We start from the raw sequence: 18,766 nt of genomic DNA, 5'->3' as shown, positions 1-18,766 counted from the left end.
TTGTGTCGGCTGATGAAGGCGGCATGTGCCAGCAGAACTTCACTGTTCTGATAACGGATGGTTTCTGGAATTCCGAAGACTCTTCGTACTCCAGTGCGATCGAAAAATATATTGGTGATGCCAATGGTGATGGGCGCTCTTGGTATGACAGCAGAACAAGAAGAAAAGGTGGAAACGCCACTTTAGCTGATGTCGCCCATTATTATGCCAATAATGATCTGCTACCGGATCTTGGAAGCGGTACCTATGAAAAGCAGGTAATGACGACCTATACGGTGGCGTTCGGTGTGGAGTCCACCAGCTCTTACTGGAATGGCTATGATCTCGTTCTTGAGAGTGATTCCAGCACCATCGATGACCTGGAGCAGGCGGCCATCGATGGCGGTGGCTCCTACTTCAATGCCTCCAGCCCGACGGACCTCGTCTCGGCCCTGGCGGCGATCGCCTCCGAGATCGTCGCGGTAGGCAACAGTGTCAGCGGCCTCTCCACCAACCTGACCACGGCCAGTGTCGAGACGGATAGCCGACTGATCGAGAGCCGCTATTCCGCCTCGACCTGGACGGGGGATGTGGTGGCCTCGTCGGTACAGGAGGGCAAGGACGTCGAGGATGACGACCAGGTCTGGAGTGCTGCCACCCAGTTGAGTGAGGCATTGGAAGAGAAGGATGGTGTTGAGTCGCGTACGGTCTTCACCATGTCCGGCGACAACGGAGTCGAGTTCACGACCGACAACGCGGGCCGCCTGAGCTCCAGCCAGCGCAATGATCTCGCGCGCATGGAGGTCGGTGGCAACTCCACCGATGACCATGTGGAGGCGGCGATCGAATGGTTGCGGGGCAGCGATGAATACGAAGGCGATGGTCTGCGCAATCGCACTGGCGTCCAGCTGGGCGACATCATCGGCTCGTCGCCTGTCGTCGTGACTCAAGAAGACTCGACGACAGAGGGCAGTGTCTTCGTCGGGGCCAACGACGGCATGCTGCATGCCTTCGACCTCAAGACCGGCAACGAGCAGTTCGCTTATATACCGGAACTGCTCTATAGCGAAGAGGATGACGCAGGGCTGGGGTATCTGACGGACCCGGGCTATCAGCATCGCTACTATGTCGACGGTGAACTGCGTCTGGCCAGCCTGAATGGTGAGGAGTGGCTGGTATCCGGTCTCGCCGGCGGTGGACGCGGCCTGTTCGCGCTCAATGTCACCAAGGCCGTGGCAGGCGAAGACTTCGACGAAGATGATGTGGTGCGCTGGGAATTCGGTGCCAGCGACGATGATGACATGGGGCATGTCTACGGCAGCGCGCATATCGTCACCCTCAACAACGGCGACAGCGCGGTGCTGGTCGGCAACGGGCTGGAAACGGCCGATGAGAACGCCGCGCCGACGTTGTTCGCGCTGGAGCTTGATGGAGTCAATGCAGGCGGCGTGATCGCCAAGCTGTCCCCCAGCGGAGTGACCGGCGGATTGGCAAACCTGCAGGTCGCGGACCTCGACAGCAATGGCACCGTCGATTTCGCCTATGGCGGAGACCTGCAGGGGCGACTGTGGAAGTTTGACCTCAGTGACGACGACAGCAGCAAGTGGAGTGTCACGCGCCTGTTCACGGCCTGTGCTACCAGCCTGACCGGCGGGGAGTGCCAGACGGACGCGTTGCAGCCGATCACCGTCAAGCCGACGCTCAGCCGCTACTCCGGCGAGACGCACACCATGACCTCGCCCAATCTGCTGGTGTCCTTCGGGACCGGCCAGGACATGTATGCCGATGCTGAAGATGAAGCCTGGGTCACGCAGAGCCTCTACACCGTGCTGGATACCGGCGGCAGTCATACCAGTCTGACACGCAGTGACCTTGAGGCACGCAACTTCGTCAGCGGCAGCTACACCAACGGCGAGCTGACAGGCCGGACCCTCGGTGGCGACAGCTTTGCCTACTATCCCAGCCAGCTCGAGGATCAAGACACGGATCGCTTCGGCTGGTATCTGGATCTGGACGCCTCCGAGCAGGAAGAGCTGGTCGAGCCGGCCAATCTGCTCTCCAACCTGGTGGTCTTCTCCACCAGCACGTCCAGTACCGGAACTAACTTCTGTGAAAGTACCGGTGGTGGCTGGCTGGTCGCGCTGGATACCGAGACAGGTCTGCCGACCTACGACGATAGCGAAGGCAGCTACGTGACCATCTTCGATTTCAATCAGGATGAGGCCTTCAGCACTGATGACCTGGTCGGTACCCTCGTTGATGACACCGTCGCCGTCGGCAATGTCATCGTCAGCGTCAAGTTGAGCGGTACACCGACGTCCAGTGTCAGTGTCGGCGATACGGTCTACGTGGGCACCAGTTCGCTGGGCAGCGAGGAGGGCGGCGTCTCCTCCTATGATCTCAACGTGTCCAGCTCGACGGACACCGGCCGTGTCTCCTGGTATCAGCTGCGCTGAGCCCGTCTCGGGCATGAGGCAATGATGACACGCTGCGCCGCCACGCCTTCCCCGGGGTGGCGGCGCCTTGCCTTTCATCAGGGTTTACTTCCTTCAGTCAGGCTTGCCCAGTGCTTTTTAGTTGAGTCTTGCGCCCGAGTCTTTCACTGAAGTCTTTCTCCCAAGCCTTTCACCCAAGCCCTTCATTCACGTTCTTCAAGGAAGCACTTCATGGCCAGTCTTCTCTCTTCCCGTTCGCGTCTTTCTCGGCGTCGGTTTGCCTCAGGCTTCACGCTGACGGAGATCATGATCGTGATCGTCATCGTCGGCATTCTCGCGGCGATCGCCTACCCGAGCTATCAGGATCAGGTGATCCGCTCGCGTCGTGCCGATGGGCAGGCGGCACTGATGTCATTGGCCCAGGCTCAGGAGCGCTACATGGCGCGTTGCGGCGGCTACGCGACCAGCATCGCCGGCGACAGTGATTGTGATGAGGAAGGACTGGGGCGTGCCACCGAGTCGCCGGAAGGCTATTACACCCTGAGCCTGGAGGATGGCGCCACGACCACGCGCTTCACGCTCATCGCGACCGCGGTGGCGCCTCAAAGCGCCGATGCCGACTGCCCCGCGCTGACCCTCACCAATACCGGTGTCCGCGATACGACCGGCGATGGCGATTGCTGGTAGCCGTGAAGCGCTTGCTGTGCACGATGCTGGAGACTCTGCTCAATGCTGGATTGCACGCGGCTCGCTTGCACCGCCTTGCGGGCGGCGTATTCTTGACCCCTTTCCCGGGCTGATGGCAGGAGCGAACAGGCGTGAATGACTTTGTGGTGGTAGGCGGTGGCGTGATCGGCATGCTGACCGCGCTGGAGCTGGCGGATGGCGGTGCCGAGGTCACGCTGGTCGAGCGAGGCCAGTGTGGGCGTGAGGCGTCATGGGCGGGCGGCGGTATCGTCTCGCCGTTGTATCCGTGGCGTTATAGCGCGCCGATCTCGCGCCTGTCTGCCTGGTCGGAAGGCTTCTACCCCACGCTGGCCGAGCGCCTGATCGAGACTACCGGCATCGACCCCGAATATCGCCAGCAGGGCCTGCTGTACCTGAATGTCGAGGATGCCGAGCAGGCACTGGCCTGGTCCCGGGAATATACCAAGCCGCTGACGCGCGTGGACGCCGACTTCGTCTATGACAAGGCTCCGGCGGTCGCGCCCGGTTGCGAGTCGGCATTGTGGATGCCGACGCTTGGCAGCATCCGCAATCCGCGTCTGGGCAAGTCACTGCGCGCCGCGCTCGACGCTCACCCGCGCGTGCGGCTGCTTGAGAATGTCGCGGTGCAGGGCATTCTGCTGCAGGACGACACCGCCATCGGCGTACAGACCGCCAATTCAGTGCTGTCTGCCGGGCAGGTCGTGGTCTGCGGTGGTGCCTGGAGTCGAGAGATTCTGAGTGAGGCGGGGCTTGCGCTGCCGGTACGGCCGGTACGCGGCCAGATGGTGCTGTTCAAGGCACCCAAGGGGCTGGTGGAGCGCGTGGTGCTCAAGAATGGTCGCTACGTGATACCGCGGGGCGATGGCCGTATCGTGGCCGGCTCGACGCTGGAGGAGGTCGGCTTCGACAAGGCGACCACCGCCGAGGCGCGCGAGTCACTGATCAAGAGCGCCTGCGAGATCATCCCCGCGTTGGCGGAGTGTGAGGTCGAGCACCACTGGGCGGGGCTGCGCCCCGGTTCGCCGACCGGCACGCCCTTCATCGGTGCCGTGCCTGAACGCCGCCACCTGCACGTCAATGCCGGCCATTACCGCAATGGGCTGGTACTGGCGCCGGCCTCGACCCGCCTGCTGGCGGATCAACTGCTCGGGCGCACGCCGATCATCGACCCCGCGCCCTACCAGCCCGAGACTCTGCTGGCCGAGATCGCTGCGCTGGATACGTCGTCAGATGCCGGCGAGACCCGCTGGGCCTGAGTATTTTCGTGTTGTCTTTCGCCATCGAGCGCTTCGCCTCGGTGGCGAATCATTTGCGCGGTCCTTCGTCGAGGAAGTGTTGCTGGTGTTCCTGGCAGCAGAAGTGCAGCGCCTCATGGCGGATGGCGTCATTTTCCGGCAGATGCAGGTCGCAGTAGGCGCAGCGCACCATGTTCTGCGCCTCGCGTTCGGCGGGGCTGTCGTTGCCGTAGTCGTCCTGGCTCAGCTTCCATTGGCGATACATGCGGTAAAGGCGCAGGCCGGCCCAGAACAGGGCGACGAAAACCAGCAGACGGATGATCAACAGGCTCATTCCTATATGACTCCCAGATGAGGCGGCGCGCGTGGCTTTTGCCAGCGGCGCGACCTTGCGGGACAATGGCGGCCAACATGATGACAGGTGGGCCGGTGCACGGCTCAGTGATCTGAGCCAGATGTCTGGCCACAGTGTACTGGCCCCTTATCGAACCGCCAATCGAGAGATCCTTACCGCATGCAAGATCTGACTCTGGTGATGGCCCAGCTCGACCCGCTGGTCGGTGATATTCCCGGCAACACTGCGCGTGCCATCGAATCGGTGCGTGAAGCGAGTCTTGAGCACAAGGCCGATGTCGTAGTGCTGCCCGAGTTGTGTCTGACCGGCTACCCGCCGGAAGACCTGCTGCTGCGCGAGTCCATGGAATCCCGCCTCGAGGAGGCGCGCGCCCAGATGGCGAAGAAGGTCGCGCCGGGCGTGATGGTCATCGTCGGCTACCCCGGCATGCGTGACGGCAAGCGCTACAACCTGGCCGGCGTGCTCAAGGATGGTGAGTGGATCGCCGAGTATGCCAAGCAGGCCTTGCCCAACTATCAGGTCTTCGATGAGCAGCGCTATTTCACGTCGGGCACTGAGCCGTGTGTGGTCGAGTGCCGCGGCGCCCGCCTGGGCATCGTCATCTGCGAAGACCTGTGGGACGGCGCGCCGGTCCGTCAGGCACGCGATGCCGGTGCCGAGATTCTCGTCAGCCTCAACGCCTCGCCCTATCACCTGGAGAAGCCGGCCGAGCGCAATCAGCTGTTTGCCGAGCGGGCAGCCGAGGTCAATTGCCCGCTGGTCTACGTCAATCAGATCGGCGGTCAGGATGAGCTGGTCTTCGATGGGGGCTCTGCCGCCATCGATGCCGACGGCAAGACCTGCGTGCAGGCGCCGTGGTGGGATGTCGGCCTGATGCCGGTGCAGTTCCTCAAGGCAGAGGGTGGCAACTGGGTGCCGCAGAGTGGCGAGATCGCCGAGTTGCTGTCGCCGGAGGAGTCGCTCTACTGTGCGCTGGTCACCGGGCTGCGTGACTACGTCAACAAGAGCGGCTTCAAGGGTGTGGTGCTGGGGCTTTCCGGGGGCATCGATTCCGGCCTGTCGCTGGCCATCGCCGTCGATGCGCTGGGCGCGGACCGCGTGCACGCCGTGATGATGCCGTATCACTACACCGCAGACATTTCCAAGGAAGACGCCGCCGAGCAGGCCAGGCTGCTGGGCGTGAATTACGAGGTGATGCCCATCGCGCCGATGGTCGAGGCCTTCACCGAGACCCTGGCGGAGAGCTTCGCCGGTAGCGAGCGCGACACCACCGAGGAGAATCTGCAGTCGCGGTGCCGTGGCGTGCTGCTGATGGCCATCTCCAACAAGAAGGGCCTGATGGTGCTGACCACCGGCAACAAGAGCGAGATGGCGGTGGGTTACGCCACGCTCTACGGCGACATGGTCGGCGGCTACAACGCGCTCAAGGATGTCTACAAGAGCTGGGTGTTCCGTCTCGCCAACTGGCGCAACACCATGGGCCCGGCGATTCCGGAGCGCGTCATCACGCGCCCGCCGTCCGCCGAGCTCGCCGAAGACCAGCTCGACAGCGATTCGCTGCCGGACTATGACACCCTGGATGCGATTCTCACCCACTACATCGAGGGTGACATGAGCGCCGAGGCGATCATCCGCTCAGGCTTCGAGGAAGAGGATGTCTATCGCGTGGTGCGTCTGGTCGACCGTACCGAGTACAAGCGTCGTCAGGCACCGGTAGGCGTGCGCGTCACGCCGCGCGGCTTCGGGCGGGACCGCCGCTACCCGATCGTCAATGGCTGGGTAGCCGGCGAATGACGGATTGCGGATTCTTTGCGCAAGACGCTGAAAGCGCCTGAATCCGACGATTCTGGCCATGCTGGCAGCACGAAAAAGCCCGTGATCGATGATCACGGGCTTTTCGATGGTGACGCCTGCCGGTCGTCAGACCGTCAGGTCGTCAGTCTTCACGTAACGCGGCTCGAAGGTGCGGCCATCCAGACGTTCGTTGTCCGGATCATTCTGGATCAGCACCTTGAGCGTCTCGCTGGCACGATCACGCAGACCGAGGCCCAGATAGCCCTCGACCATCACGGCCAGCGCATCGCGGGTGGCAGGAGTGTTAGGGTAGTGCTCAATGACCCACTCGCCACGCTTCACGGCAGCCAGATAGGCCTGCTTGCGCAGGTAGAAATCGGCTGTCTGCAGCTCGCCGCGCGCCAGTACGTTGCGCAGATAGATGATGCGCTGACGGGAATCTGCCGCGTAGGTGCTGTTGGGGAAGCGACGTACCAGCTCCCCGAAGTCGACGTAGGCATCGCGTGTCGCGCCCAGGTCACGCTTGGAAATATCGATCAGATCGAGGGATTCCAGGCTGAAGCGACCCGCGCTGTACGCTGCCAGTCCACGCATGTAGTAGGCATAATCGACCTGCGGGTGATCGGGGTGCAGGCGAATGAAACGGCTGGCCGCGGCGCGTGCCGCCTCCCAGTTGTCGACCTGGTAATAGGCGTAGATCAGCTCCAGCTGCGACTGTTCGGCGTAGCTGCCGAACGGGAAGCGAGTATCCAGGGCTTCAAGTTGTTGCACAGCGGAGTTGAAGCGGCTGGTATCCAGGGAAACCTGGGCCTGACGATACAGGTCCTGCTCCTGAAGATCCGGTGCCGGCTCGTTGGACGCACAGCCAGCCAGCAAGGTGCTGGCCAGGGCGAGGGCAGTCAAGGGAAGGGCGCGCATCGGTTTCCTCATCTCGGGCAATCCATGGCGGGCATGCTAGAATCCGCCGATCCGCACTCACTATAAAGCAAAGGCCCTTTCGTGCGAAACGGCCTCAGAGAGCAATATGGCAGACACCATCAACCGCGAAGAGCGGATCCCGGAGGCGATGATTGGCATGCGCCTTGATCAGGCCTGCGCCGAGATCTTCTCCGACTATTCCCGCGAGCGTCTCAAGCACTGGATCAAGACCGGTGCGCTGACCCTCGACGGTGCCGCCGTCAAACCCCGCGAGAAGGTCTATGGCGGTGAACGTCTGGCCCTGACCGCCGAGCTTGAAGAGGAAGTCAGCCACGAGCCGGAAGATATCGAGCTCGAGATCGTCTATGAAGACGACGACGTGCTGGTCATCAACAAGGAGCACGGCATGGTCGTGCACCCGGGCGCGGGTAACCACGATGGCACTCTGCTCAACGCCATCCTGCATCATTGTCCGGGCAATTCCATGATGCCGCGTGCCGGCATCGTGCACCGTCTCGACAAGGACACCAGCGGACTGATGGTGGTGGCCAAGTCATTGACCGCCCAGGCGGACCTGGTCGAGCAGCTGCAGGCCCGTACCGTGTCGCGCGAGTACGATGCCGTCGTCACGGGCGTGCTGACCTCCGGTGCCACCGTGGATGCGCCCATCGGGCGTCACCCCAAGGACCGCAAGCGTCAGGCCGTCACTCACAGTGGCAAGCCGGCGGTCACCCACTTCCGCGTGGTGGAGCGTTTCCGGGGTCACACCCATATCCGCTGCAAGCTGGAAACCGGGCGTACCCACCAGATTCGCGTGCACATGGCGCACCAGCGCTATCCGCTGGTCGGAGACCCGGTCTACGGCGGGCGTCTGAAGCTGCCGCCGGGGGCCAGTGACCCGCTCAAGGAGCTGCTGCGTCAGTTCCCGCGTCAGGCACTGCATGCCCGTCGTCTCGCCTTCATCCACCCGATCACGGGCAAGGAAGTCGAATTCCGCGCCGAGATGCCGGGCGACATGCTGGTGCTGATCGACTATCTCAAGGAAGACATCGCTCGCTGAGGCGGCAGGCTCGCGCGACACGCCGCACAAGGAGAGGTTATGCACGACGAGAGTCTACGCCCGACCCTGATACTGCCGGACTGGCCCGCGCCGAGCCCGGTGCAGGCCTTCGTGACCACGCGTGAGAGCGGCCCCAGCCAGGGGCCGTATGCCGGCTTCAATCCGGCGCTGCATGTGGGTGATGACCCGGCGATGGTGGCGCAGGTGCGCGAGCTGCTCGCCGCGGAGGTCGATGATGGCCGTCCGCTGGCGTGGCTGGATCAGGTGCACGGCACTCAGGTGGTGGATGCCTTCGATGTCTGCCACGCCGAAGACCGGCCGGATGCGCCGCCACGGGCGGATGCCTGCATCAGTACCGGCACCGGGCAGGCCTGTGTGGTGATGACGGCGGACTGCCTGCCGGTGCTGTTTTGTGATCGGCAGGGCACGCGCGTCGGTGTGGCACACGCGGGTTGGCGCGGGCTGGTCGAAGGCGTGCTGGAAGCCACCATCGAGCGTCTCGGTGATGACCCCGGCGAGCTGATGGCCTGGCTGGGCCCGGCGATCTCCAATGCGCAGTTCGAGGTCGGCCCCGAGGTGCGTGATGCGTTCATCGCGGATTTGCCTGAGGCCGATGACGCTTTCGAGGCCAGCCCCTACCGGCTCGGTCACTACATGGGTGATCTCTACAAGCTGGCACGCCTGCGTCTCGAGCGTGCCGGGGTCGGTCATGTCAGTGGCGGGCACTTCTGTACCGCCTCTGAATCACGCTTCTATTCCCACCGGCGTGATGATGGCGTGACCGGACGCCTCGCCACGGTGATCTGGCTGCGCTGAGGCGCTGATCAGTGCATTGGCATGCAGTACCCACAAACGCCCCGCTGACCTGATGTCTCAGGTTGGCGGGGCGTTTCTGTGTGTGGCAAAGATGATGGCCGGCGGGGGCGGCGGGTCGTCGTCGTGGCGGCGGGAATCTGACCTGGATCAGGCAAATGCCACAACATGCTGCAGCGCGGCGAATCCTGCCTTGAAAGCCGTGCGCCAGCCCCCATCTTGAGAGTCAGATACGAAATGTTACAGGCGAAGCTCCTGAGAAAAGGAGTACCGCCATGACTCTCAGGAGAAGGCACCATGCGCATCGACAAACTCACCAGCAAGCTGCAGAACGCTCTGGCGGATGCCCAGTCGCTCGCCGTCGGGCGAGGCCACAATGAAATTCACCCGCAGCATCTGCTGCTGGCTCTGCTGGAAGACCGCGATGGCGGTCTCAAGGCACTGGTCAACAAGGCGGGCGGCGATGCCACCAGCCTGATGAGCGGCCTCAAGCGCCAGCTGGATGACCTGCCCACCGTGTCCCAGTTCGATGGCAATGTCGCGCCCTCGCAGGCCCTCGGCAAGCTTCTGAATCTGGCCGATCGCGAAGCGCAGAAGCGCGGCGATCAATTCATCGCCTCCGAGCTCGCGCTGCTGGCCGCGCTGGAGCTGGGTGGTGATCTGGGCAAGCTGTTCACCTCCTCGGGCATCAAGAAGCCCGCCCTGACGTCCGCCATCGATGCGCTGCGCGGTGGCGAAGCCGTGGGCGATGCCGATGCCGAGAACAATCGCGAAGCGCTCAACAAGTACACCCTGGATCTCACCGAGCGTGCGCGGGATGGCAAGCTCGACCCGGTGATCGGGCGCGATGAGGAAATTCGCCGCACGATCCAGGTGCTGCAGCGTCGCACCAAGAACAACCCGGTGCTGATCGGTGAGCCCGGCGTCGGCAAGACCGCCATCGTCGAAGGGCTGGCCAGCCGTATCGTCAATGGCGAGGTGCCGGAAGGCCTCAAGAACAAGCGCGTGCTGTCTCTCGACATGGGCTCGCTGCTGGCGGGGGCCAAGTTCCGCGGCGAATTCGAGGAGCGCCTCAAGTCGGTGCTGAAGGAGCTGGCGCAGGAAGAAGGCCAGGTCATCCTGTTCATCGATGAGCTGCACACCATGGTCGGCGCGGGTAAGGCCGAAGGCGCGATGGATGCCGGCAACATGCTCAAGCCGGCGCTGGCGCGTGGCGAGCTGCACTGTGTCGGTGCCACCACGCTTGACGAGTATCGTCAGTACATCGAGAAGGACGCCGCACTTGAGCGCCGCTTCCAGAAGGTGCAGGTCGACCAGCCCAGCGAGGAAGACACCATCGCCATCCTGCGTGGCCTGAAGGAGCGCTATGAGGTGCACCACGGGGTCGACATCACCGACAGCGCCATCATCGCCGCCGCGCGGCTGTCCTCGCGCTACATCACGGACCGTCAGCTGCCGGACAAGGCGATCGACCTGATCGATGAGGCCGCGTCACGCATCCGCATGGAGCTGGATTCCAAGCCGGAGGAGATGGACCGTCTCGACCGCCGCCTGATCCAGCTCAAGATGGAGCGTGAAGCGCTCAAGAAGGAAACCGACGAGGCGGCGCTCAAGCGCCTCGGCGCGCTTGAGGACCAGATCTCGGAGCTGGAGCGGGAATACGCCGACCTCGATGAGGTCTGGAAGGCCGAGAAGTCCAGCATCCAGGGCGCGGCCCAGTTCAAGGCCGAGCTGGAGCAGGCGCGTATCGATCTGGAGCAGGCACGCCGCGCCGGTGACCTCAGCCGCATGTCGGAATTGCAGTACGGCGTGATTCCGGGGCTCGAGAAGCAGATCAGCGAAGCAGGAGAAGGCGAGGCGGATACCTCCGCCCACGTGCTGCTGCGCTCCAATGTCACCGAGGAGGAGATTGCCGAGGTCGTCTCGCGCTGGACCGGCATTCCGGTCGCCAAGATGCTCGAAGGCGAGCGTGACAAGTTGCTGCGCATGGAAGAGGCGCTGCACGAGAAGGTGATCGGCCAGGACGAGGCGGTGATCGCGGTGTCCAATGCGGTGCGTCGCTCACGCGCTGGGCTGTCGGACCCGAACCGTCCCAACGGCTCCTTCCTGTTCCTCGGCCCGACCGGTGTCGGCAAGACGGAGCTCTGCAAGTCACTGGCCAACTTCCTGTTCGACACCGAAGAGGCGATGGTGCGCATCGACATGTCCGAGTTCATGGAGAAGCACTCCGTGGCCCGCTTGATCGGCGCGCCTCCCGGCTATGTCGGCTATGAAGAGGGCGGCTATCTGACCGAGGCCGTGCGTCGCAAGCCGTACTCCGTGCTGCTGCTCGACGAGGTCGAGAAGGCGCATCCGGATGTCTTCAACATCCTGCTGCAGGTGCTGGAAGATGGCCGCCTGACCGATGGTCAGGGGCGTACCGTCGACTTCCGCAACACCGTGATCGTGATGACCTCCAATCTGGGCTCGGAAATGATCCAGCGCATGAGCGGTCTCAATGGCGAGCTGGCGGAAGACGAGGGCAGTACGGAAAGCGCCGACGAGCGTGCCGAGCGCAAGGCGGCCTTCCAGTACGACGACATGAAGACGGCGGTGATGGAAGTCGTCGGCAATCACTTCCGTCCGGAGCTGATCAACCGCATCGATGAAGTGGTCGTGTTCCACGCGCTGGGGCAGGCGCAGATCGCCTCCATCGCGGGCATTCAGCTTGAGCGTCTCAAGGCGCGTCTGGCCGAGCGTGATCTCGGCTTCGAGATCACCGACCCGGCGATGGCCTTGCTGGCCAAGGCAGGCTTCGATCCGGTCTATGGCGCTCGCCCGCTCAAGCGCGCCATCCAGAGCCGCATCGAGAACCCGCTGGCCCAGGCCCTGCTGGGCGGCGACTTCGTGCCCGGTGACGTCATCCGTGTCGGCGAAGAGGGCGGGGAGCTGACCTTCACGCGCTGATTCGTGCGCCCGTGAGTGACGCCCCACCGTGACGGAAGCACGCCCTTCCGCTTGCGGTGGGGCGTTTTCGTGTCTGCCGCCCGGGCGCAAAAAGACAACCCGGCGTGAGGCAGGCTGAAATTCACGAAGCAGAAAATTGCGAATTTATCGCCACCGACGAGGTTTTACGCACGCTTATGGCCGGATTCGTTGTTATCGGTGTGGCATTTGGCGCAGGCGGCGCACACTGGCGTAAGGTTGAGTTGACAGCCCCTTGCGGCTGTTGGACTCTTGACCATTCCTGATTGCGGGCGCGGCCATTCGGGCGACCCTCGAAGCGCCGCGTGAAGGACAGACGCTGAGTCGCTGTCCGCCTGTCAAAGGATACGCCGGTCCGGGTACGCCAACCGTACCGACCGGCCATCAGCCCCGACCGCATCCAACCGATGCGACAAGAGTGCAGGCCCTAACCGGGCCGCAGACGCCAGGGTTTGGCATCAGGTGCCGCAATTTCTGCGGTAGCGACATTCAGGTCGCACTCGATCCGGCTTGCGCATTGCCGCCGGACGCACTCGAGACCTCCAGGGGAGAATAACCAAGTGGAATTGCTTTCCGGCGCTGACATGATCGCCCGCGCCCTGCATGATGAGGGCGTGGAATATATTTACGGCTATCCCGGTGGAGCGGCGCTGCATATCTATGACGCCCTGTTCCGCCAGGACAAGGTCCAGCACATTCTGGTCCGTCACGAGCAGGCCGCGACCCACGCCGCCGATGGTTACGCGCGCGCCTCCGGCAAGCCGGGTGTGGTGCTGGTCACCTCAGGCCCGGGCGCGACCAATGCCGTCACCGGTATCGCCACGGCCTACATGGACTCGATCCCCATGGTCGTGCTGTGTGGCCAGGTCGCCAGCCACCTGATCGGTGAAGACGCCTTCCAGGAAACCGACATCGTCGGTGTGACTCGCCCGATCGTGAAGCACAGCTTCTCGATCAAGCACCCGAGCGAGATTCCCGAGGTGATCAAGAAGGCCTTCTATCTGGCCTCCAGTGGTCGCCCGGGGCCGGTCGTCATCGATATCCCGAAGGACATGACCGCCCCGACCGAACGCTATGAGTACAGCTACCCCAAGAAGGTACGCATGCGCTCCTATAGCCCGGTCACCCGTGGCCACAGTGGCCAGATCAAGAAAGCCGTCGAGCTGATGCTCAAGGCACGTCGCCCGCTGTTCTTCACCGGCGGTGGTGTGGTGTCCGGGCGTGCCAGCGAAGCGCTGACTGACCTGGTGCGCCGCCTCAACTTCCCGATCACCACCTCGCTGATGGGCATCGGTGCCTACCCGCAGGGCGATCGGCAGTGTCTGGGTTGGCCCGGCATGCACGGCTCCTACGAGTCGAACAATGCCATGCACCACACCGATCTGATCATCTGCATCGGTGCGCGCTTCGATGACCGCGTGACCAACAACACCTCGAAGTTCTGCCCGACGGCCAAGATCATCCACGTCGACATCGACCCGAGCTCGGTTTCCAAGACCGTGCGCGCCGATGTACCGATCGTCGGTCCGGCCGATGCCGTGATCAACGAGATGATCAGCCTCGTGCAGGGTCGCGAGCTGGCCAACCCCGATGCACTGGAGGCCTGGTGGTCCCAGATCGATGGCTGGCGTGCCGAGCGTGAAGGCAAGCTGTATGAGCCGTCCGCCCCGGGTGAGCCGCTCAAGCCGCAACAGGTGGTGGAAGCCGTGCACCGTGCGACGCGTGGTGAAGCCTTCGTCGCCACCGATGTCGGTCAGCACCAGATGTTCGCCGCCCAGTACTACAAGTTCCAGCGTCCCAACCGCTGGATCACCTCCGGTGGTCTGGGCACCATGGGCTTCGGTTTCCCGGCGGCCATGGGCATCAAGATGTCCTACCCGGAAGACGATGTGGTGCTGTTCACCGGTGAAGGCAGCTTCCAGATGATGATGCAGGAGTTCTCGACCTGTAAGCAGTACGGGATCGGGGTCAAGATCATCAACCTCAACAACCAGTCGCTGGGCATGGTGCGTCAGTGGCAGGACCTGAACTACAAGTCCCGTCACTCGCATTCCTATATGGAGTCGCTGCCTGACTTCGTGCAGCTGGCGGGTGCCTATGGCTTCCGTGCCATCAAGGTGCACACGGTGGAGGAGCTCGAGCCTGCGCTGGAAGAAGCCTTCCGCAACAAGGACGAGCTGGTGTTCCTCGACATCTATGTCGACCCGCGTGAACACGTCTACCCGATGCAGGTGCCTCTCGGCTCCATGCGTGACATGCTGCTTACGAAGACGGAGCGGACCTGATGCGCCATATCATCTCCATTCTGATGGAAAACGAACCGGGCGCGCTGTCACGGGTCGTCGGCCTGTTTTCACAGCGCAACTTTAACATCGAGACCCTCAACGTGGCCCCGACCGAAGACGCGACCCTGTCCCGTCTGACCGTCACCACGGTCGGTGAAGATCGCGTCATCGAGCAGATCACCAAACACCTCAACAAGTTGGTGGATGTGGTCAAGCTGGTGGATCTCACCGAGGGCAGCCACATCGAGCGCGAGCTGATGCTGGTCAAGGTCAAGGCGCTGGGCGCCCAGCGTGACGAGATCAAGCGCACGGCGGACATCTTCCGTGCCCAGATCGTCGACATCACGCCGAGCCTCTACACCATCCAGATCACCGGCGACGGTGGCAAGCTGGATGCCTTCCTGGCGGCGATGCAGCCGGTAGGCGTGCTGGAAGTGGCACGTACCGGTGTCTCCGGCATTGCCCGCGGTGAGAAGGTATTGAGCCTGTAATACGGTGGTGGTGGAATCGCAAGACAAGAACGGCGCCCCTCGGGGCGCCGTTTTCGTTGCTGCGCCATTTTCGTTGCTGCGCCATTTTCGTTGCTGCGCCATTTTCGTTGGTTCGCTACCAGGTATCAGTCAGCGGGTCGCTGCGGCGAGCCGGGCAGTTGCTCCCACAACGCGCGCACCAGCGGATGTCGCAGGCGTTTTTCCTGTACGCACAGGCCGACCTTGTAGGGGGTCAGCGGCGGATCGACATCAAGGATGCGCACCTGGTCGGCCAGCGGCGAATTGTCGAGCACGATCTGCGGCACCACGCCGATCCCGAAGCCCAGTCCGACCATGCTGACGATGGCCTCGTTGCCGGCGACCTGGGCATACAGGCGCGGCTTGATGCCGCGTGTGTGGCACCAGGCATCGAAGCGCTCGCGCGCCAGGCCGGTCTCCGACAGGATCATCGGCACACGTGTCCAGTCGATGTGGTCGTCGCCCGCCGCCGAATCGTCCGCCTCGCCGATGCCTTCCAGTTGCTGGCCGGGGCCATCACGACGCGGGGCAATGAAGCGCAGCGGTGACTCGGCGAAGTCGGTGAAGGCGAGACGGGAAGGCAGCACGTCGGGGCGCGCGGCGATCGCCAGGTCCTCGTGGCCCATCAGGACGCGCTCCAACGCCACGGCGGGGTCGCCGGTATGCAGCTTGAGCTCCACATGCGGATGGCGGGCACGGAAGGTGGCCAGAATCTCGTAGAGAAAGCTGTAGCTGGCGGTCACCGAGCAATACAGGGAGAGCTCGCCGCGCAGTTCATCGCTGTCTTCCAGCAGTGACTGGCGAATGTCATCCCATTGGCTCAGGAGTTCGCGAGCATGACGACGGAAGCGTTCACCCGCCGGTGTCAGCGCGACGCTGCGGTTGTCGCGTTCGAACAGGCTGACGCCCAGCTCTTCCTCCATGGCCCGGATGGCGCGTGACAGGGCAGAGGCGCTCAGGTGGCAGGCTGTGCTGGCGCGCCCGAAATGCAGCGTTTCGGCGAGGGTCAGGAATTGCTTGAGTTGACGATTGTCCATGCCGGAGTCCGCTGTCGGTGAGTGCTGAAGGCGGAAATGCCTTGTATTGCGCAATATGGCATATTATGGTGCAAATATAGCATTTTACGCAATGTCGAGGTGCAGGTAAGGTGGACTCATCGCCGCGCAGGAGGAGGACGGCAGACCTTGATCCAAGGCGCACGACCTCCCCAGGACGCAGAGCGGCCGAGACAGATGGCCGTCGGCGCTGGACACTGTCATACGCCTTTCCCTCACGGGAAGGGTCGCAAGAACAACAGACACTCTTTCAAGATCTCACGCCATCCCGCTGACGGGGTGAGCCGCCAGGAGCAATGACGATGAAACTCTATTACGACAAGGATTGTGACCTCTCCCTCATCCAGGGCAAGAAAGTGGTCATCCTCGGTTACGGTTCCCAGGGTCACGCCCACGCGAACAACCTGAAGGAATCCGGCGTCGACGTCACCGTAGCCCTGCGTCGCTCTTCCTCCAGCTGGGCCAAGGCCGAAGCGGCTGGTCTGAAGGTTGCTGAAGTCGAGGAAGCGGTCAAGGCTGCCGACCTGGTCATGATTCTGGCGCCGGACGAGAACCAGAAGGCCATCTACGAGAACCAGGTGGAACCGAACCTGAAGCAGGGCGCGACCCTGGCCTTCGCTCACGGCTTCAACGTCCACTACAACCAGGTCGTGCCGCGTGCTGACCTCGACGTCATCATGATCGCGCCGAAGGCGCCGGGTCACACCGTGCGTTCCGAGTTCGTGAAGGGCGGCGGTATCCCGGATCTGATCGCCATCCACCAGGATGCGACTGGCCAGGCCAAGGACATCGCACTGTCCTACGCGGCAGGCGTCGGCGGCGGCCGTACCGGCATCATCGAGACCACCTTCAAGGATGAGACCGAAACCGATCTGTTCGGTGAGCAGGCTGTCCTGTGTGGTGGCGCGGTCGAGCTGGTCAAGATGGGCTTCGAGACCCTGACCGAAGCGGGCTACGCACCGGAAATGGCCTACTTCGAGTGTCTGCACGAGCTCAAGCTGATCGTCGACCTGATGTACGAAGGCGGCATCGCCAACATGAACTACTCCATCTCCAACAATGCGGAGTATGGCGAGTACGTGACCGGCACCGAAGTCATCAACGAGCAGTCCCGTGTCGCCATGCGCAATGCACTCAAGCGCATCCAGAGCGGTGAATACGCCAAGATGTTCATCCAGGAAGGCAACACCAACTACCCGTCCATGACGGCCCGTCGTCGCCAGAACGCCGAGCATCCGATCGAGCAGACTGGTGAGAAGCTGCGCGGCATGATGCCGTGGATCACTGCCAACCAGCTGGTCGACAAGTCACGCAACTGATCCTGGCTATTGGATCCGGCGTGAAATGAGCGGGGCGCTCTCCATCAGGAGGGCGCCCCGCTTGCGTTGTTGCTCTATAAGCGCTATCGAATGGGAGAGGGAAGTGACAGTCGACGGTGAGGCCGCTAGGGTGTCACCACTATTCGCGCTCACTGGCAGGTGTAGAATGTGGTTACCCTGCCACGACGAGGCATGATGCAAGGAATCCCATGACTGACGAAAATCGACATCCCGGCGCAGAAGAAGCCCCCGAAGCACAGACACGCCGTAGCAGTTCAGTGCTGGACAAGGTAGTGGAGGAGTTCACCGACGACAGCGAAGTCGTGGAAGAAGCCATCGAGGACGGCAAGCCCGTTCGTCGGCGTGGCATCTATCTGCTGCCCAACCTGTTCACCACCTCCGCGCTGTTCTCCGGCTTCTTCGCTGTGGTGTGTGCGCTGAACGGGGAGTTTGCCAACGCCTCCATCGCCATCTTCGTCTCGATGGTGCTCGACGGCCTGGATGGTCGTGTGGCGCGCCTGACCAACACCCAGAGCGCCTTCGGTGCCGAGTACGACAGCCTCGCGGACATGCTGTCCTTCGGCGTGGCGCCGGCGCTGGTCACCTTCAGCTGGATTCTGCAGGATGTCGGCAAGATCGGCTGGATCGCCGCCTTCGTCTACGTGGCGGGCGCTGCACTGCGTCTGGCGCGCTTCAACGTCCAGATTGGCTCCACCGACAAGAAGTGGTTCATCGGTCTGCCGAGCCCGGCAGCGGCGGCGCTCGTGGCCGGCTGCGTGTGGACCATGCACAACTTCGACGCCGAGACCTTCGCCTTCAAGTCGCTGATGGTCTTCGTGGTCGCGGCTGCCGGTATCCTGATGGTGTCGAACATTCGCTACTACAGCTTCAAGGAAATCGACCTCAAGGGGCCGGTGCCCTTCGTGGCGCTGCTCGCCATCGTGCTGGCCTTCGTGGTCATCTCGCTGGAGCCGTCCGTGATGCTGCTGGGCCTGTTCGGTTGCTATGTCGCCAGTGGCCCGATCATGGCGCTGGGGCGCAAGCTGCGCGGTAACAAGTAAGCGTCAGCTGTCAGCAGTGTGATGATCGATATTCGGCCCCGCCATTCCTGGCGGGGCCGAATGCGTTTCTGGCCAGGGGAAGATGTCAGCAAGCAACGGCGCGACGAGGACAACAAGAAAAGAGAAGCAGTATGAGGAGGGGAGAGAAAGGCAGAGCAGAGATGTCACCCGTATGTCCCGAGAATGACAATCTCTTGAAAAAGCCCTTGCCCTCACGGCGGTTCGTGCGTAAAGTACGCATCCGCTGCCGGGGACGCATGGCGTTACCAGCGGTGA

General features: G+C 62.9%; 14 protein-coding genes. 11 read left to right on the top strand and 3 right to left on the bottom strand.

The features are described from left to right. Window positions 1-260: 260 nt before the first annotated feature. The 3 genes from R2R70_RS15425 to thiO all read left to right on the top strand — a co-directional run bounded on the left by R2R70_RS15425 (window position 261) and on the right by thiO (window position 4,378). Window positions 261-2,435: a pilus assembly protein gene (locus tag R2R70_RS15425; RefSeq protein WP_410978454.1), complete on the top strand. Its 2,175-nt coding sequence runs from the start codon at window positions 261-263 to the stop codon at window positions 2,433-2,435. Between the two features lie 210 nt (window positions 2,436-2,645). Continuing rightward, window positions 2,646-3,101, top strand: coding sequence for a type IV pilin protein (locus R2R70_RS15420; RefSeq protein ID WP_216060006.1), 456 nt, complete (start codon window positions 2,646-2,648; stop codon window positions 3,099-3,101). Between the two features lie 131 nt (window positions 3,102-3,232). Beyond that, on the top strand, window positions 3,233-4,378 hold the full coding sequence (gene thiO / locus R2R70_RS15415; protein WP_405277629.1) for a glycine oxidase ThiO: 1,146 nt from the start codon (window positions 3,233-3,235) through the stop codon (window positions 4,376-4,378). Between the two features lie 49 nt (window positions 4,379-4,427). On the opposite strand, the gene R2R70_RS15410 is transcribed toward thiO, so the two are convergent. Continuing rightward, window positions 4,428-4,691: a PP0621 family protein gene (locus R2R70_RS15410; RefSeq protein WP_043337174.1), complete on the bottom strand. Its 264-nt coding sequence runs from the start codon at window positions 4,689-4,691 to the stop codon at window positions 4,428-4,430. A 180-nt stretch (window positions 4,692-4,871) separates the two neighbouring features. On the opposite strand from R2R70_RS15410, the gene R2R70_RS15405 reads away from it, so the two are divergent. Further along, window positions 4,872-6,506: an NAD+ synthase gene (locus R2R70_RS15405; protein ID WP_410978453.1), complete on the top strand. Its 1,635-nt coding sequence runs from the start codon at window positions 4,872-4,874 to the stop codon at window positions 6,504-6,506. Window positions 6,507-6,632: 126 nt separating this feature from the next. On the opposite strand, the gene R2R70_RS15400 is transcribed toward R2R70_RS15405, so the two are convergent. Continuing rightward, window positions 6,633-7,436, bottom strand: coding sequence for an outer membrane protein assembly factor BamD (locus R2R70_RS15400; protein WP_410978452.1), 804 nt, complete (start codon window positions 7,434-7,436; stop codon window positions 6,633-6,635). 94 nt (window positions 7,437-7,530) lie between these two features. Between R2R70_RS15400 and rluD the strand changes: the two genes are divergently transcribed. The 5 genes from rluD (at window position 7,531) to ilvN (ending at window position 15,037) form a co-directional block, all read left to right on the top strand. Then, entirely contained in the window at window positions 7,531-8,484 is a 954-nt protein-coding gene (gene rluD / locus R2R70_RS15395) for a 23S rRNA pseudouridine(1911/1915/1917) synthase RluD (protein ID WP_054556942.1), read from the top strand. Window positions 8,485-8,523: 39 nt separating this feature from the next. Continuing rightward, window positions 8,524-9,300, top strand: a complete 777-nt coding sequence (gene pgeF / locus R2R70_RS15390; RefSeq protein WP_043337183.1) for a peptidoglycan editing factor PgeF — start codon at window positions 8,524-8,526, stop codon at window positions 9,298-9,300. A gap of 294 nt (window positions 9,301-9,594) precedes the next feature. After that, window positions 9,595-12,243 carry an ATP-dependent chaperone ClpB gene (gene clpB / locus R2R70_RS15385; protein ID WP_410978451.1) on the top strand — a complete coding sequence of 883 codons (2,649 nt, stop codon included), beginning with the start codon at window positions 9,595-9,597 and terminating at the stop codon, window positions 12,241-12,243. A 578-nt stretch (window positions 12,244-12,821) separates the two neighbouring features. Continuing rightward, window positions 12,822-14,546, top strand: a complete 1,725-nt coding sequence (locus R2R70_RS15380) for an acetolactate synthase 3 large subunit (RefSeq protein WP_043337225.1) — start codon at window positions 12,822-12,824, stop codon at window positions 14,544-14,546. Beyond that, the gene (ilvN, locus tag R2R70_RS15375) at window positions 14,546-15,037 is read left to right on the top strand and encodes an acetolactate synthase small subunit (RefSeq protein WP_043337227.1); all 492 of its coding nucleotides are present in this window, start codon (window positions 14,546-14,548) and stop codon (window positions 15,035-15,037) included. The genes R2R70_RS15380 and ilvN overlap by 1 nt, the downstream gene beginning before the upstream one ends. Window positions 15,038-15,162: 125 nt before the next feature. On the opposite strand, the gene ilvY is transcribed toward ilvN, so the two are convergent. Next, window positions 15,163-16,092 carry an HTH-type transcriptional activator IlvY gene (ilvY, locus tag R2R70_RS15370; RefSeq protein WP_043337230.1) on the bottom strand — a complete coding sequence of 310 codons (930 nt, stop codon included), beginning with the start codon at window positions 16,090-16,092 and terminating at the stop codon, window positions 15,163-15,165. Window positions 16,093-16,412: 320 nt separating this feature from the next. On the opposite strand from ilvY, the gene ilvC reads away from it, so the two are divergent. Further along, a complete protein-coding gene (gene ilvC / locus R2R70_RS15365) occupies window positions 16,413-17,429 on the top strand; it encodes a ketol-acid reductoisomerase (RefSeq protein ID WP_043337232.1) in 1,017 nt (338 codons plus the stop codon). 209 nt (window positions 17,430-17,638) lie between these two features. After that, window positions 17,639-18,490, top strand: a complete 852-nt coding sequence (pssA, locus tag R2R70_RS15360) for a CDP-diacylglycerol--serine O-phosphatidyltransferase (RefSeq protein ID WP_043337235.1) — start codon at window positions 17,639-17,641, stop codon at window positions 18,488-18,490. The last annotated feature ends 276 nt before the right edge of the window (window positions 18,491-18,766 follow it).

Origin of the sequence: Cobetia sp. SIMBA_158 (assembly GCF_046566945.1) — a bacterium.
Lineage (GTDB): Bacteria > Pseudomonadota > Gammaproteobacteria > Pseudomonadales > Halomonadaceae > Cobetia > Cobetia amphilecti.
This window is presented reverse-complemented; position numbering and strand designations above follow the sequence as displayed.

Excerpts from the sequence above, each read along its gene's own strand:
- R2R70_RS15425 (WP_410978454.1), top strand. The coding sequence starts at position 261 with ATGACGACCTATACGGTGGCGTTCGGTGTGGAGTCCACCAGCTCTTAC.
- R2R70_RS15410 (WP_043337174.1), bottom strand. The coding sequence starts at position 4,691 with ATGAGCCTGTTGATCATCCGTCTGCTGGTTTTCGTCGCCCTGTTCTGG.
- ilvC (WP_043337232.1), top strand. The coding sequence starts at position 16,413 with ATGAAACTCTATTACGACAAGGATTGTGACCTCTCCCTCATCCAGGGC.
- pgeF (WP_043337183.1), top strand. The coding sequence starts at position 8,524 with ATGCACGACGAGAGTCTACGCCCGACCCTGATACTGCCGGACTGGCCC.
- R2R70_RS15400 (WP_410978452.1), bottom strand. The coding sequence starts at position 7,436 with ATGAGGAAACCGATGCGCGCCCTTCCCTTGACTGCCCTCGCCCTGGCC.
- R2R70_RS15405 (WP_410978453.1), top strand. The coding sequence starts at position 4,872 with ATGCAAGATCTGACTCTGGTGATGGCCCAGCTCGACCCGCTGGTCGGT.
- R2R70_RS15420 (WP_216060006.1), top strand. The coding sequence starts at position 2,646 with ATGGCCAGTCTTCTCTCTTCCCGTTCGCGTCTTTCTCGGCGTCGGTTT.
- rluD (WP_054556942.1), top strand. The coding sequence starts at position 7,531 with ATGGCAGACACCATCAACCGCGAAGAGCGGATCCCGGAGGCGATGATT.
- ilvY (WP_043337230.1), bottom strand. The coding sequence starts at position 16,092 with ATGGACAATCGTCAACTCAAGCAATTCCTGACCCTCGCCGAAACGCTG.
- clpB (WP_410978451.1), top strand. The coding sequence starts at position 9,595 with ATGCGCATCGACAAACTCACCAGCAAGCTGCAGAACGCTCTGGCGGAT.
- ilvN (WP_043337227.1), top strand. The coding sequence starts at position 14,546 with ATGCGCCATATCATCTCCATTCTGATGGAAAACGAACCGGGCGCGCTG.
- pssA (WP_043337235.1), top strand. The coding sequence starts at position 17,639 with ATGACTGACGAAAATCGACATCCCGGCGCAGAAGAAGCCCCCGAAGCA.